This is a genomic window from Planococcus antarcticus DSM 14505 (genome assembly GCF_001687565.2).
Lineage (GTDB): Bacteria > Bacillota > Bacilli > Bacillales_A > Planococcaceae > Planococcus > Planococcus antarcticus.
Map to the genome: position 1 here is coordinate 634,584 of NZ_CP016534.2, position 14,169 is coordinate 648,752.

13 protein-coding genes are annotated in these 14,169 nt (G+C 47.8%); 12 read left to right on the top strand and 1 reads right to left on the bottom strand.

Annotated elements, in window-relative coordinates:
- Positions 1-190: 190 nt before the first annotated feature.
- From BBH88_RS03270 to BBH88_RS03310, 9 genes are all read left to right on the top strand, one after another.
- A complete protein-coding gene (locus BBH88_RS03270) occupies positions 191-1,180 on the top strand; it encodes a TAXI family TRAP transporter solute-binding subunit (protein ID WP_006828624.1) in 990 nt (329 codons plus the stop codon).
- Between the two features lie 22 nt (positions 1,181-1,202).
- On the top strand, positions 1,203-1,634 hold the full coding sequence (locus tag BBH88_RS03275) for a DUF1850 domain-containing protein (RefSeq protein ID WP_006828623.1): 432 nt from the start codon (positions 1,203-1,205) through the stop codon (positions 1,632-1,634).
- The gene (locus tag BBH88_RS03280) at positions 1,631-3,658 is read left to right on the top strand and encodes a TRAP transporter permease (RefSeq protein WP_006828622.1); all 2,028 of its coding nucleotides are present in this window, start codon (positions 1,631-1,633) and stop codon (positions 3,656-3,658) included. The genes BBH88_RS03275 and BBH88_RS03280 overlap by 4 nt, the downstream gene beginning before the upstream one ends.
- 357 nt (positions 3,659-4,015) lie before the next feature.
- The gene (gene nagE / locus BBH88_RS03285) at positions 4,016-5,932 is read left to right on the top strand and encodes an N-acetylglucosamine-specific PTS transporter subunit IIBC (RefSeq protein ID WP_065537294.1); all 1,917 of its coding nucleotides are present in this window, start codon (positions 4,016-4,018) and stop codon (positions 5,930-5,932) included.
- Between the two features lie 69 nt (positions 5,933-6,001).
- Positions 6,002-7,171 carry an N-acetylglucosamine-6-phosphate deacetylase gene (gene nagA, locus BBH88_RS03290; RefSeq protein ID WP_065537293.1) on the top strand — a complete coding sequence of 390 codons (1,170 nt, stop codon included), beginning with the start codon at positions 6,002-6,004 and terminating at the stop codon, positions 7,169-7,171.
- The gene (gene nagB, locus BBH88_RS03295) at positions 7,168-7,908 is read left to right on the top strand and encodes a glucosamine-6-phosphate deaminase (protein WP_065537292.1); all 741 of its coding nucleotides are present in this window, start codon (positions 7,168-7,170) and stop codon (positions 7,906-7,908) included. The genes nagA and nagB overlap by 4 nt, the downstream gene beginning before the upstream one ends.
- Positions 7,909-7,913: 5 nt before the next feature.
- Positions 7,914-8,636: a GntR family transcriptional regulator gene (locus BBH88_RS03300; protein WP_006828618.1), complete on the top strand. Its 723-nt coding sequence runs from the start codon at positions 7,914-7,916 to the stop codon at positions 8,634-8,636.
- 18 nt (positions 8,637-8,654) lie between these two features.
- Positions 8,655-8,924, top strand: coding sequence for a phosphocarrier protein HPr (locus tag BBH88_RS03305; protein WP_006828617.1), 270 nt, complete (start codon positions 8,655-8,657; stop codon positions 8,922-8,924).
- A 25-nt stretch (positions 8,925-8,949) separates the two neighbouring features.
- Positions 8,950-9,684 (top strand): SIS domain-containing protein, encoded by a 735-nt coding sequence (locus BBH88_RS03310; RefSeq protein ID WP_006828616.1) that lies wholly within the window; start codon positions 8,950-8,952, stop codon positions 9,682-9,684.
- A 659-nt stretch (positions 9,685-10,343) separates the two neighbouring features.
- On the opposite strand, the gene BBH88_RS03315 is transcribed toward BBH88_RS03310, so the two are convergent.
- Positions 10,344-10,961 (bottom strand): YdhK family protein, encoded by a 618-nt coding sequence (locus tag BBH88_RS03315; RefSeq protein WP_065537291.1) that lies wholly within the window; start codon positions 10,959-10,961, stop codon positions 10,344-10,346.
- 133 nt (positions 10,962-11,094) lie between these two features.
- Between BBH88_RS03315 and BBH88_RS03320 the strand changes: the two genes are divergently transcribed.
- From BBH88_RS03320 to BBH88_RS03330, 3 genes are read left to right on the top strand one after another with little or no spacing between them, the layout of a single operon-like run.
- Complete coding sequence (locus tag BBH88_RS03320; RefSeq protein WP_006828614.1) at positions 11,095-12,075, top strand: F510_1955 family glycosylhydrolase; 981 nt, start codon at positions 11,095-11,097, stop codon at positions 12,073-12,075.
- A 34-nt stretch (positions 12,076-12,109) separates the two neighbouring features.
- Positions 12,110-13,498: a sensor histidine kinase gene (locus BBH88_RS03325; RefSeq protein ID WP_006828613.1), complete on the top strand. Its 1,389-nt coding sequence runs from the start codon at positions 12,110-12,112 to the stop codon at positions 13,496-13,498.
- Positions 13,491-14,159 (top strand): response regulator transcription factor, encoded by a 669-nt coding sequence (locus tag BBH88_RS03330; protein ID WP_050977212.1) that lies wholly within the window; start codon positions 13,491-13,493, stop codon positions 14,157-14,159. Before BBH88_RS03325 ends, BBH88_RS03330 begins: the two co-directional genes overlap by 8 nt.
- Positions 14,160-14,169 lie beyond the last annotated feature (10 nt).

Genomic DNA, 14,169 nt, shown 5'->3' on the forward strand with positions numbered 1-14,169 from the left:
CTCTATGCTTGTTTCGTGAAGCTGTCAACAAAATTATTCAGGGGTAGAGAATCAATGATTCACTCGTCTAAGTAGTTGAAGTTATGCATAAATGCTCATAAAAAGTTTGTTAAATCAGAAAAAAATGAATATTACCTATTAATCAGTGTATATTTTCGGTATAATGAGAAAAAACCTAGGGGGTAGAAAGATGAAAAAAATGAAAGCAAGCGCTTTCTCTTTGATGGTTGCTGGCAGTATGGCCCTAGCAGCTTGTGGAGAAGACAATGTGACAGCGGATCCGGAAGAAGGCGGCGGGGAAGAAGCTGCAGGATTGGAAGCGAATATTGTCACCATTGCTACCGGTGGCGCATCAGGTCCCTATAACATTATCGGCTCGACACTGGCTGAAACTTATAGCACGGAATACGGTGTCAATTCAAGAACTCAAACAACCGGAGCATCAGTGGAAAACGTCAATCTGATCAAAGAAGACAAGATTGAAATGGCCTTCACCATGAGCGATGTTGTCAGCCAGGCAGTTGAAGGTACTGAAGGCTTTACAGAGCCGACAGATAAAATTAGCCAAATCGCTGCTTTGTATCCAAACTATGTTCAAATCGTTACAACCGCGGATTCAGGAATTGAAACCTTTGAAGACCTGCGCGGCAAGCGAATCGCAGTAGGTGACCAGAACTCCGGAGTAGAGGTGAATGCCCGTACGCTGCTTGAAGGATACGGCATCACATATGATGACATTGATGTAGATTACCTGGGCTACGCGGAAGCGGCTGATGGCCTGCGTGCCGGACAGATTGACGCAGCCTTCCTGACAAGCGGTCTGCCGAATGCATCGCTGCTGGAATTATCTGAGACACTGGATATTCGTATGGTTTCTATCGCACCGGAAGACGTTGAGCGAGTGGCGGAAGATCAATCCTATTTCATCGCACTCGAAATTCCTGCCGGCACTTATGGCAATGAAGAAGCCATTCCAACTGCGGCCATCATGAACGCCTTGGTAGTCGACTCGGATATGAGCGAAGACGATGTTTACAAATTAACAAAAACCTTCTTTGAAAATCTGGATACCTTGGAGAATTCCCACCAAGCAGCCGCTGATATCAGCTTAGAAGCTGCTCAGGAAGGCTTAGTAGCACCATTGCATCCGGGGGCACAGCGTTACTACGATGAACAATAAGGTTTTGGCAGGAGGAGCATATGTGATTGTGCTCCTTTTTTTCCTGCTATGGCGGATCCCGGTTGTGCAATTCGATTTCGGGGAAGAACGCTATTATTTGAAGGAAAAAGAATTCACTCTGCAGTGGATCCATTCAGTCGAAAAAGAAGAATGGCTGGAATTTTATGAACGGGATGGTGACAGCCTGCTGCTGACGGAAACGAAGTTTAAAACCTACGGAGCGGGAGTCCCTTCTGATGGGGAAATCATTTCTTCAGAAGATGGTTATGTCCATATGAAAATCGGACGCCTCTTTACTGAAATGAACTTGACGGTATCTGAAAATGCGCAAACGACCATCATAACAGCTGAGGAAGAAATTCCATTATATGAATATACGGAAGATTATGAGCTAGTTACAATCAAGATTGAATTTATTCATCTTTGGGATTATGCAAGGAGGAACAAGCTATGACAAAAGACAACCGGGACTTGGACGTTGAAAGCGTCTCAGGCCATGAAGAAGACAAAAACGTCAGCCAGGAAGTGCTGGAGAAATACGATACGGATGCCAAAGTCCGCAAATTGAAAAGCCGGAAATTGGTATTTTTGATTGCAGCGATTGCCATCGCCTATTCGGTCTTCCATCTATATGTAACTTTCAATCCGCTTCCTGCCCTTCAGGCACGCTCCATCCACGTGGCAGTTGGGATGGGCCTGATTTTCCTTGTCTATCCGACATTCAAGAAACAGAATCGCATGAAAATTCCTTTCTATGACTGGATTTTGTTTGTTTTCAGTTTGGGGACAGCGGGATACTTAATGTATGAATACAATGACATCATGACAACCCGCGGCGGGATTCCGAATACATTAGATATTATTTTCGCCATTCTGACGGTTGTCCTGGTACTTGAAGCGGCAAGACGCGTAACCGGCATCATCCTGCCGATTCTGGCTTTGGTGTTTTTAACTTATCCATTCATCAGCCATTTTGTCTGGATGCCGGATATGCTGATGACACGGCCATTCGATCTTGGCGACATTTTCGGCCAGCTGTATCTGAAGACTGAAGGGCTTTATTCGACGGCCATTTCGGCTTCTTTGCAGTTCATCTTTCTGTTCATCTTGTTCGGTGCGTTTCTGGCCAAATCGGGGATGGGCCAATTATTCAATGACCTGGCCATGGCCTTAGCAGGTAGCAAGCAGGGGGGACCTGCCAAAGTGGCGGTCATTTCCAGCGGATTCATGGGCAGCATCAACGGTTCGGCGATTGCCAATGTTGTAGGAACTGGCGCCTTCACGATTCCTTTGATGAAGAAAATTGGCTACAATAAAAACTTTGCCGGCGCCGTAGAAGCGAGTGCCTCCGTGGGTGGGCAAATCCTGCCGCCAATCATGGGGGCGAGCGCGTTCATCATGGCGGAAACGACAGGAATTGCTTACGGTACGATAGCACTTGCGGCGTTACTACCGGCTGTGTTGTATTTCTTGGGTGTCATTATGCAGGTGCATTTTCGTGCCGGCAAAGAAAGTCTGAAAGGCATTCCGAAAGCGGATTTGCCAAGAACTAAAGAAGTGCTGAAAGAAAAAGGCCATTTGCTGCTGCCGATTGTCGGCCTGGTTTTCATGCTTTATACCGGCATGCCGATCGCCTATGCAGCATTCTATACCATCGTCCTGACCGTAGTCGTGGCAGGATTCAGAAAATCGACACGCATGGGCTTCAAGGATATTCTGGAAGCATTGGAAAATGGTGCGCGGCAATCCTTGTCTGTCATGATCGCCTGTGCAGTCGTTGGCATCATCATTGGTGTGGTCAGCCTGACAAGCTTTGGTACTGTCATGACTTCAGCGATTACAAGCTTCGGCGCAGGATCGCTTTTCTGGACTTTGTTCCTGACGATGCTGGCATCGATTGTTCTGGGAATGGGCTTGCCGTCCATCCCGGCTTATATTATTACTGCGACAATGACAGCGCCAGCACTTGCTGAATTCGGCATCCCGGTGCTGGTCGCGCATCTGTTTGTATTTTATTTTGGGATTTTTGCCAATATAACGCCGCCGGTCGCGCTCGCTGCGTTTGCCGGAGCCGGAATATCCGGAGGCGATCCGATGAGGACTGGCTTGAACGCCTTGCGCCTCTCAATAGCGGGTTTCATTATCCCGTATCTGTTTGTCTACAATCCAGCGATGCTAATGATCGATACGACTGATATTGCAGTTAATGCCACCGAGTTCGCCCTGCCGCCGATATGGGAGATCATGACGATCACCATTACCGCCATTATCGGCATCATCGGATTAAGTGCTGCTGCAGAGGGCTATTTCCAGACCAGGCTCAATCTGTTGTTCCGAATCGTTCTCGGGGCGGGAGCTTTGCTGCTGATTGTTCCGGAAACCTTGACGGATATTATCGGTTTGACCATTGTGCTCGGTATTTTCGTCATCAATTTTATGAAAAGTAAAAAAGAAAATGCGGCCACCGCGGCCACGTAATCGACTCACACCAACCGGACAGCAGAACCTTTGCTGTCCGGTTTTTTGGTAGAATAAATAAAAGGCAGAGCTGAAGTGCGAGGAGGTTGAAATAAAGAGGAATGTCAATAAGTGCGGGTCTTACTACCCGTTAAAGTGGGTTAAATCTGACTCTTAACGATAAAAATAGAGGAAAGAATTATTTATCAATTTTATGTATGCTTTTAAGGCTGGTAGAAGTTCTGAATAAAAAGGCAGAAATAAAAAATGTAAAGTAACCGCTTACTTTATTTCTTTAGTTTCTTAAATTGGTATAGACAACTATACCGATAGTGGCTATAGTGAAAATTAAGAATATATTAAAGGGGTGGAAATTTTATGTTCAGTTTTCTTCAGAAAATAGGGAAATCGTTGATGTTCCCAATCGCTACATTGCCAGCGGCTGCTTTGCTGCTGCGCTTGGGTCAGGATGATGTTTTCGACATTCCGTTCATGTCAGCTGCCGGCGCAGGGATTATCGACAACCTGGCAATCATCTTTGCCATCGGGATTGCGATGGGCCTTGCCCATGATGGCAACGGGGGAGCAGCGTTGGCCGGTGCCATTGCCTATCTCGTATTGACTTCGGCAATCGTAACAATCAACGAATCGATCGATATGGGCGTCTTTGCCGGTATTTTATCCGGTATTGTCGGGGGGCTTTTATACAATAAATTTTATAATGTAAAATTCCCACAATGGCTCGCTTTTTTCGGGGGCCGGCGATTTGTGCCGATTATCACCGCGGCAACCATGACAATTTTAGCAGGTTTACTCGGTTATGCTTGGCCTCCAATTCAAGAAGGTATTGATAGTGCAGGTGAGTGGATTTTAAATGCGGGGATGTTTGGCGTAGGCGCTTATGGTTTCTTAAACCGCCTATTGCTGCCAACTGGTTTGCATCACGTAATCAACACAGTTGTTTGGTTTGATTTTGGTACCTTCACATCCCCATCTGGAGAAGTAGTGCGCGGGGAAATCAACCGTTTCCTAAAAGGTGATCCAACTGCGGGACCATTCCTGTCCGGTTTCTTCCCGATTATGATGTTCGGTCTGCCAGCAGCGTGTCTGGCAATGTACGCGACTGCTAAAAGAGAACGCAAAGCTATTGTTGGCGGAATGCTCTTCAGTATTGCTTTTACTTCGTTTTTGACAGGGATCACAGAACCGATTGAGTTCTCATTTATGTTCTTGTCACCTATTTTATATGTAGTCCATGCGCTGTTAACTGGTGCTTCGATGATGGTTGCTTATGCGTTGGATATCCATCACGGTTTTGGTTTTTCTGCCGGAGCGATTGACTATGTGTTGAATTATGGATTGGCGAAGAATCCGCTGATGCTGCTGGTAATGGGATTAGTTGTCGGCGTTATTTACTTTATCGTCTTCTACTTCCTAATCATCAAGTTGGATTTGAAAACGCCTGGTCGTGAAGACGAAGACGACGACGGTGCAGAAAATGCAAGTTCAAGCAATAATGCAGTTGATGTTAGAGCCTACCATACAATTGAAGGACTTGGTGGCGTCGATAATATTGTCGCAGTCGACTATTGTACGACACGTCTACGTATGACAGTTAAAGATTCTGATTTAGTAAATGAAAAAGATTTGAAACGCCACGGTGCGATGGGCGTCATGAAAATCAATAAAACAAATGTTCAAGTGGTAATCGGAACGGCTGTTGAATTCCTAGGGGATGCAATGAAGCCTCGCGTAGCAAATGGCAATCCAGTTCCTTCAGATAGTTCGAAAAAGGCTGTTGTGGAAAACGAAACGACTGAAGAACCAGCAATGAAACGAGTCATCGCTAAAGATTTTGAAATGCCGATTCAAGGAGAAATTATTCCACTATCAGAAGTACCGGATGATGTATTCGCGAAAGGCATGATGGGGCAAGGCTTTGCGATTATCCCGTCTGGAAATATTCTCCATTCGCCAGTTGATGGGCGTGTAGTCAGCGTTTTCCCAACAAAGCACGCAATTGGCATCGAAACGGATACAGGAATTGAAATTCTAATTCATGTTGGATTGGATACAGTTAAACTGAAAGGTGAAGGTTTCGAAACATTGGTAGAGCAAGGACAGCTGGTACAACGCGGAGACGCTTTGTTGAAGCTCGATTTGGAATTCTTGAAAGCCAATGCACCTTCTGTTGCAACACCGATTATTTTTACGAACTTAACCGAACAAAAAGTTACTGTTATGAAAAATGGTTTCCAAGAACAAGGAGCAGCTTCGATCTTGAAAGTCGAATAATACGAGACGGAAAACCAGGGACATCCACCGCGATTTTCCTGGTTTTTCGCAAGGAGTGGAGTGGTCAAGATGAAGAAAAGTATATTGGTGTCAGGCATCACCATTGCGGATGCTATAGAAGAAAGTTTCGTGGGGGACATCCTCGTGGAAGATGGAAAAATAAGCCGTGTCGCTAAAAAGATGGATGCCCAGGCGGATATTCATATAGATGCAACCGGTAAAAATTGGACGGCGTTTCCTGGATTTATTGACATCCATACACACGGTGCTGCCGGGCACGATGCCATGGACGCAACATCAGCAGCATTAAATGGCTTAGCCAGTGCGTTGCCGAAAGAAGGTACGACCAGTTTTCTAGCGACAACGATGACGCAGTCGGACAACGCGATTTCAGCTGCACTGCAAAATATCCGTGAATTCACGTCACAGGAAGGGCAGGCTGAAATGTTGGGCGTCCACTTGGAAGGGCCGTTCATTTCCGATAAACGGGCAGGGGCACAGCCGATTGAGCACATTGCAGAAGCATCTTATCCCTTATTCCGCAAATGGCAAAAGCTCAGTGGCAACCAAATCCGGCTGGTGACTCTTGCTCCGGAAACAAAAAATGGCATGGTGTTCATCAAAAGGCTGGCGGACGATGGCGTGATAGCGTCTATCGGTCATTCGGACGCTACCTTGGAGGAAGTGCAGACGGCGGTCCGTTCAGGCGCAAGCCATGTGACCCATCTTTACAACCAGATGAGCCCGTTCCATCACCGCAATCCCGGCGTGGTGGGTGGAGCTTTGATGGAAGACGGCTTAACGGTAGAAGTGATTGCTGATTTTATTCACAGCCATCCGACTTCAGTCAAACTGGCTTTCCGTGAAAAAGGAGCAGAGAGGCTCATCTTGATCACTGACGCCATGCGCGCGAAAGGTCTGCCGCCCGGTGTTTATGATTTGGGTGGACAGGATGTACAAGTCACCAAAAAAGATGCGCGGCTTGCCGACGGCACATTGGCCGGCAGCATCCTGACGATGGAAACAGCGGTCAGGAATGTTCAGTCGATCACCGGCTGCAGCTTGAACGAGCTGGTCGCAATGACTTCCGCCAATGCGGCAAAAGAGTTTGCCCTTGCGAATAAAGGCAAGCTGAAGGCTGGTGCGGACGCTGATGTGGCGATTCTTGACGACAGCTTCAATGTCCAAATGACCATATGCAGAGGTACGATTGCTTATACGAAGGAGTGGCTGTCATGAAACTGATACGGGTCGAAAACTACAAAGAGATGAGTAGCAAGGCGGCGCAATTGGTGGAACAGCAAATTCTGGACAACCCCCATTCGGTGCTGGGGCTCGCAACGGGCTCAACACCGCTCGGCCTCTATGAACAACTAATTCAAGGAGTCAGCGAGCGCGGCATTTCCTATCGGCATGTCCAAACCATCAATTTAGATGAATACCAAGGACTGTCGGGCGACCATCCGAACAGCTACCGTCATTTCATGAATGAAAAACTATTGGGGCATATCGATATCTCACTAGAAAATACTCATATTCCAAGCGGCAAATCTTTACCAGTGGAAGCGGAATGCCAACGGTACGAAGCGCTGATCGATAAAATCGGACCACCTCATCTGCAAATGCTCGGCATGGGGACGAATGGCCATATCGGTTTTAACGAACCAGGGACGCTGGAGACAAGCCTGACCCATTGCGTGAAGCTCGAAGCATCGACGCGCAGCAGCAATGCCAGATTTTTCAGTGATCGCGACAGTGTGCCGACACACGCCATCACGATGGGGATCCAGTCAATTCTAAAAAGCGAACAAATCCTAGTGTTGGCTTCCGGTAAAAAGAAAGCGCAGGCAGTAAAGCGGTTTTTGGAAGGTCACACCAGCAAAGATTTTCCTGCTTCATTTTTATGGAAACACAATCATGTTACACTGATTGTAGACAGCGATGCCTATAGCCTAGCTGCGGCAGAAGAGGAGTGAACGCTGTGCTGGACAAACAATCGCCGATTCCGATTTATATTCAAATAGAAGAACAGTTGAAGCAGCAAATTCAGCAAGGCGACTTTCCAATAGGTACAGCGATCCCCTCAGAACGCGAACTGACCGAGCGTTTCAGCGTCAGTCGGATGACGGTGCGCCAGTCTATCACCAATCTGGTCAACGACGGTCTGTTGTACCGGGAAAAAGGACGCGGCACATTCGTGGCATCGCCAAAAGTCGAGCAACCGCTGAATGGCTTGACCAGCTTTACAGAAGATATGCTAGCGCGTGGCATGACGCCGAGCAATAAGGTGATTGTCTTTGAAGTCCGGGATCCAGATGCTGACATTGCAGCTGATTTGCAGCTGGCTGATGGAGATAAGGTATATTTCATCGAACGCATCCGCTTTGCCGATGAAAAAACGATGGCTATCGAACGAACTTATCTGCCTGTCGAACGTTTCCCTGGCCTGCATCGCGATTTGTTGCATGGATCTCTCTATGCAATGATTGAAGAAGATCAGCAGCTGAAGATTAGTCACGCCACCCAGCGGATGGAAGCGGGACTATTGAAGAAGGAAGATGCCGAACTGCTGCAGATCCAATCGCCAGCGGCCATCTTAATGATTGAACGCATCAGCTATCTGGATGGCGATTTGCCATTCGAGGTAGTTCGCAGCACGTACAGAGCCGACCGCTACAAATTTATAACCGATATTCAGAGATAATCAAAAGGAGAAATGGATATGATTGAAAAAACGTACACCATCACCAGCGACGAAGGACTACACGCACGCCCAGCATCAAAATTAGTAGGAGCAGTATCACCGTTTTCTGCAGACGTGAAAATGCTGTACAAAGAAAGAGAAGTCAACTTGAAATCCATCATGGGCGTCATGTCACTCGGCGTTTCAAAAGGCAATACTGTCAAAATTACTGCTGACGGCAGCGACGAAGAATCGTTGATGGCCAAAGTCGACGAATTGATTGTGGCCGAAGGGCTTGGAGAAGCGTAAACAGTTGATCTGGAGTTGAGTCAAAATGCTAAGCAGTTATTTCAAACAGGTACAAGAACGCCTTGAGCTTGTGGAGAAAAATGAAAAGCAAGCGCTGCTTGGGGCGGCTAAAAAAGTGGCAGCCACGATTCAAGCGGGCGGCATCATCCAATTGTTCGGCTGCGGCCATTCACATATTTTGACAGAGGAAGTGTTCTACCGCGCCGGCGGATTGGTGCCCATTAAACCGATTTTTGTGGAACCGCTCATGTTGCATAAAGGTGCGGTCCAGTCATCACAGCGGGAGCGGCAAAATGATTACGCAGCAAGTTTCCTGAAGGAACAGGATTTCCGTGCGGACGATGTGGTCTTTGTCATCTCCACTTCTGGCCGCAACCCGGTGCCAGTGGATGTCGCCTTGACGGCACGTGAAAAAGGGGCGTTCGTTATCGGAATTACGTCGCTGGAGTATTCCAACAGCCAGCCTTCGCGCCATAAAACAGGTAAGCACTTGTTCAACTCAGTTGATCTGGTCATCGATAACCATTCGGTTTCAGGCGACGCAATCCTAGCATATGCCAGCGTCGATGTTCCATTCGGTCCGACATCCACTGTTGTTGGCGCAACAATTTTGAACGCCATTTTTGCAGAAGCGATCAAAGAAATGGCGGATGCCGGCTTTGCGCCGCCGATATTCCTGAGTGGCAATATCGATGGAGCAGACACACATAATAGCATGCTGATCGACAAGTATAGCAACCGGATTTCGCTGTTGTCTTGAAGGTCTGAGTGCACGGCAGAGGTTTTCTGCCGTGCTTTTTTTGTGTAACTATGGTTGGGTGTATGTTTTCGTCGAGCGAGCGTAAGTTTTCGAGGATGAGCGTATTTTGCGTCGAGCGAGCGTAAGTGTTCAGGGACGAGCGTATTTTGCGTCGAGCGAGCGTAAGTGTTTGGGGACGAGCGTATTTGCGTCGAGCGAGCGTAAGTGTTTGGGGACGAGCGTGTTTTTGTCGAGCGAGCGTAAGTGTTCAGGGGCGAGCGTATTTGCGTCGAGCGAGCGTAAGTGTTTGGGGACGAGCGTGTTTTTGTCGAGCGAGCGTAAGTGTTCAGGGGCGAGCGTATTTTGCGTCGAGCGAGCGTAAGTGTTTGGGGACGAGCGTGTTTTCGTCGAGCGAGCGTAAGTGTTTGGGGACGAGCGTATTTGCGTCGAGCGAGCGTAAGTGTTCGGGGACGAGCGTATTTTGCGCTGAGCGAGCGTAAGTTTTCGTGGGCGAGCGTGTTTTGCGCTGAGCGAGCGTAAGTTTTCGGGGACGAGCGTGTTTTGCGTCGAGCGAGCGTAAGCAAGCATGGACGCACAATAAACATAAACAAATGCAAGTGTGCTTCCCACTCAAAGTCTTAAAAAAATCCCCTGCGCAAAAACGCAGGGGATTTTTTCATTTATTCGGCAGATAATTCGCTTTCGGTTACCCATTTATGGTTAGTGACTTCTTCGCCGCTATCCGTAGTGGTGAAGTCGACCATGTAGACGGTAGTTTCTTCCGCAGAATCGATGGTCGCTGTGGCGCCTTCCATGCCTTCCATATGATCTGTAGCAATCACCGCTTCATCACCAGCTACTAGCGGTGCGTCGCCAGCATCTTCTAATTCCTCGTGGATCACCCATTTGTGATTTTCGATCGGTTCGCCGCCAGTAGTGGGGGTAAAGCTTAAGGCGTAAACGGTTGTGTCGTAGGCGCCGGCGATAGTTGCTTCAGCACCGTCCATGCCCGACATGTGTTCAGCGCTCATGATGGCCTGGCTGCCGACCTCGAATGTTGGGCTTTCAGCTTCCGCCAGTCCTTCCGGCACTTCACCGGAGCTAGAGTGATCCATGCCTTCATGGCCCATGTCTTCTTCCATTTCCCCATCCATGTTTTCGTCCATTTCTTCGTTCATCTCGACCTGGCTGTCAGGATCTGCCGGGTTCATGGCATCTTCTTCCGTATCACCGCAGGCTGCCAGTGTAATTGCAGTTAGAGCTGACATCGTCATTAGCATAAATTTGTGTTTGGTCATTAGAATCCCTCTTTCATTAGCTTAGTTTCTACACTGTACCCAAAAAATATGCAAATGCTGTGCAGAATCTGCACACAAAATCAAAACTTTTCTTGTATAATAAGTAAAATTAAACAATTGGAGGACGAATAGAATGAATCGAAAATGGATGTTGGCTCCGTTGGCGACGGTTTTGCTGATGGCAGGATGCGCAGAGAACGAAGAACCAGAAACGTCAGTCACAGAATCGACAACAACCACTGAAGCACCTGAAACGAATGAAACAAGCCAAGACGTCGAAACCACAGAGGAATTTGAAGTGGCGTTCGATGGCCGGATAGATCATGTTCATGGGATGAACTATATCGAAAATGAGGAAGGATTATATTTTGCATCACACGAAGGCCTGAAGATATACCGCAACGGAGAGTGGCTGGAGACAACTGACAACTCTCATGATTATATGGGTTTTAACGCGGTCGATGACGGTTTTTATACGTCAGGACACCCAGGACCGGGCTCCATGATGCAAAATCCGATCGGGATACAGCGCAGCACAGACGGCGGACGTTCGCTGGACCATATGGGATTTGAGGGGGAAACTGATTTTCATGGCATGGCGGTCGGCTACCGCAGCCACCACATGTTTGTCATGAATCCTCAGGAAAATTCACGGATGGGACCCGGGTATTTCCGCAGTGAAGACGAAGGTGAAGAGTGGCAACAAGTCGAGGGATCGGGATTAGAAGGTGACATTTCTTCTTTTGCGATGCACCCAAGTGATTCACAATTGATTGCTGCAGCGACGACAGAAGGGATTTTTCTGTCAGAAGACGGAGGTGACCGTTTTACGCTGCTGACAGAAGATGGGAGTTACGGAACTGCTGCGTTTTTCAGTGAAGAATCGCTATATTTTGCAACTTACGGCACACAAGCAGAGCTCATCAAGTATACTTGGAAAAATGGCGAGCAGCAGGCGCTTGAATTGCCTGACTTGCCTGAAGATGGCATTGTATACATCGCGCAAAATCCGTCCAATACGAATGAGCTCGCCATTTACACAGCAGCAGGACACGTCTATGTTCTTGAAGATGGTAACTGGAAACAAATGATGAATGCGGGTCAAGTAAAGTGACGAGAAGACATGTTTTGTAACAGCGGAGGTCCCTATGTTTAATAAATTATCCTTAAAGATTGGCTTGTTATTTTTTATTTTCATCATAATTATCGAAGCGTTTCTGTTCTCGACACTTTATTTCACCCTAGTCAATGAACGCGTTGACGAAGTGGTGGAGAATTTATTGGTTAGGGGCGAAACGCACAGTGATGTGCTAGAAGACAGCTTCGAAGAAATGACCCTGGCCCATGTTGGTATGATGGAAGCGGCAACAGATTTTATTGTCGTCATTACTGATGGCACAGGTGAGATTTTGGTCAATTCGGATGCCTTGGAATCCGAAATGCTGGCGGTGCTGGGGCATACGGATTTCGAGGCCATGCCAATCGACGGGGAAATCATTGAAGAAGATTGGAAAGACAAGCGCTACATCGCAACAGATAGTCCCATTACGATTGACGGGGTACACGAAGGCCATGTCTTCATGTTTGCACCGACTGATAATATCGAACGCATCATCGACCATCTGAAAAACCAGTTTCTCTTAGTTGGTCTTATCACCGCTCTTTTGACCATTGTCACAATCCTTTTACTGTCGAGGCTTATCACGTTGCCACTGATTCGGATGAAGGAAGCGACCGAGCAATTGAGCCAGGGCAACAACCATGTCGATCTGAAGAATGACCGCAATGACGAGCTCGGAGAATTGGCGAATGCCATCACTAAGCTGTCGACAGATCTCGACCGACTGAAAAATGCCCGCAATGAATTCCTATCAAGTATTTCGCACGAATTGCGGACGCCGCTGACCTATATCAAAGGCTATGCCGATATATTGGACCGGCCGGACACGACAGAGCGGGAGCGTGAGGAATACATGGCCATCATCCGGGAAGAGGCGGCCCATTTGACGGTGCTGGTCGGGAGTTTATTCGACTTGGCGAAGCTGGACCGCAATCAATTCACGATTGAACAACAAGACGTGTTTATTGCGGAACTATTAAATTCGGTCGCAGTTTTGGTCAGACCGGCCTTTGATGAGGAGCAGATTGAGTTGTCGATCAGCTGCAAGGAAGACGTGCATGTCTCCATCGATCCTGAGCGCATTCAGCAGGTGATACTGAACATTCTCGACAATGCTCGCAAACATTCTTTCGCTGGCGACCGTGTGGTAGTGGAATGCTGGGAGGAAATGGACGGCATTTCCATTCGCATTAGTGATGAAGGGCAGGGAATACCCGAGGAAGAGCTGCCTTTTGTTTTTGACCGGCTGTACCGAGTGGAAAAGTCGAGATCGCGCGAACGTGGCGGATCCGGACTCGGCCTGGCGATCGCTAAAGAAATCGTTGAGTCGCATGGTGGGTGGATCCGTATCGACAGCCAATTCGGCAAAGGGACGGCTGTCACTGTCCGACTGAAAAGGGGTGAAGACCATTCATAAAGTACTGCTGGTAGACGATGAAAAACGGATGCTTGACCTGGTGGCGCTTTATTTGCGACCACATGACTATGCCTGCACAAAAGCAAGCAGCGGCAAACAGGCACTAGATTTGCTGAACAAAGAAGCTTTCGATCTGGTGTTGCTGGACATTATGATGCCCGACATAGACGGTTGGGAAGTATGCCGTGAAATCCGCAAATTTTCCACTATACCCGTCATTATGCTGACGGCACGTGAGCAGCAAGAAGATATTGTCAAAGGTTTGCGCCTTGGCGCGGACGATTACATGACAAAGCCTTTCGGTGAAGAGGAATTGTTGGCGCGGATGGAAGCTGTCCTGCGCCGCAGCCTCCCATCAAAACGCATAGAAATAGAAGGATTAACATGGGAAGAAGACCGCTTCGAGTTGAGCTACAACCACAAGCCGATTCGCCTGACACCAAAAGAGTTTTCGATGCTTGGACTGCTGATGAAAAACCCAAACAAAGTATTCGAGCGCGACCGCCTATTGGAATTAGTATGGGGCTTTGATTCGGAAACGGAAGGTCGTACGGTGGATTCACATGTTCGTAATGTTCGGGAAAAAATCCGTCAAGCCGGCTTTCCCATCGACGACCATTTCCAGACGGTATGGGGAATCGGTTATAAATGGATCAATTAGAAAACCGCTG

What these genes read in the sequence shown, in the direction of transcription:
- nagB (WP_065537292.1), top strand. Translation starts at nt 7,168, where the DNA reads ATGAAACTGATACGGGTCGAAAACTACAAAGAGATGAGTAGCAAGGCG.
- BBH88_RS03270 (WP_006828624.1), top strand. Translation starts at nt 191, where the DNA reads ATGAAAAAAATGAAAGCAAGCGCTTTCTCTTTGATGGTTGCTGGCAGT.
- nagE (WP_065537294.1), top strand. Translation starts at nt 4,016, where the DNA reads ATGTTCAGTTTTCTTCAGAAAATAGGGAAATCGTTGATGTTCCCAATC.
- BBH88_RS03325 (WP_006828613.1), top strand. Translation starts at nt 12,110, where the DNA reads ATGTTTAATAAATTATCCTTAAAGATTGGCTTGTTATTTTTTATTTTC.
- BBH88_RS03310 (WP_006828616.1), top strand. Translation starts at nt 8,950, where the DNA reads ATGCTAAGCAGTTATTTCAAACAGGTACAAGAACGCCTTGAGCTTGTG.
- BBH88_RS03305 (WP_006828617.1), top strand. Translation starts at nt 8,655, where the DNA reads ATGATTGAAAAAACGTACACCATCACCAGCGACGAAGGACTACACGCA.
- BBH88_RS03320 (WP_006828614.1), top strand. Translation starts at nt 11,095, where the DNA reads ATGAATCGAAAATGGATGTTGGCTCCGTTGGCGACGGTTTTGCTGATG.
- BBH88_RS03280 (WP_006828622.1), top strand. Translation starts at nt 1,631, where the DNA reads ATGACAAAAGACAACCGGGACTTGGACGTTGAAAGCGTCTCAGGCCAT.
- nagA (WP_065537293.1), top strand. Translation starts at nt 6,002, where the DNA reads ATGAAGAAAAGTATATTGGTGTCAGGCATCACCATTGCGGATGCTATA.
- BBH88_RS03315 (WP_065537291.1), bottom strand. Translation starts at nt 10,961, where the DNA reads ATGACCAAACACAAATTTATGCTAATGACGATGTCAGCTCTAACTGCA.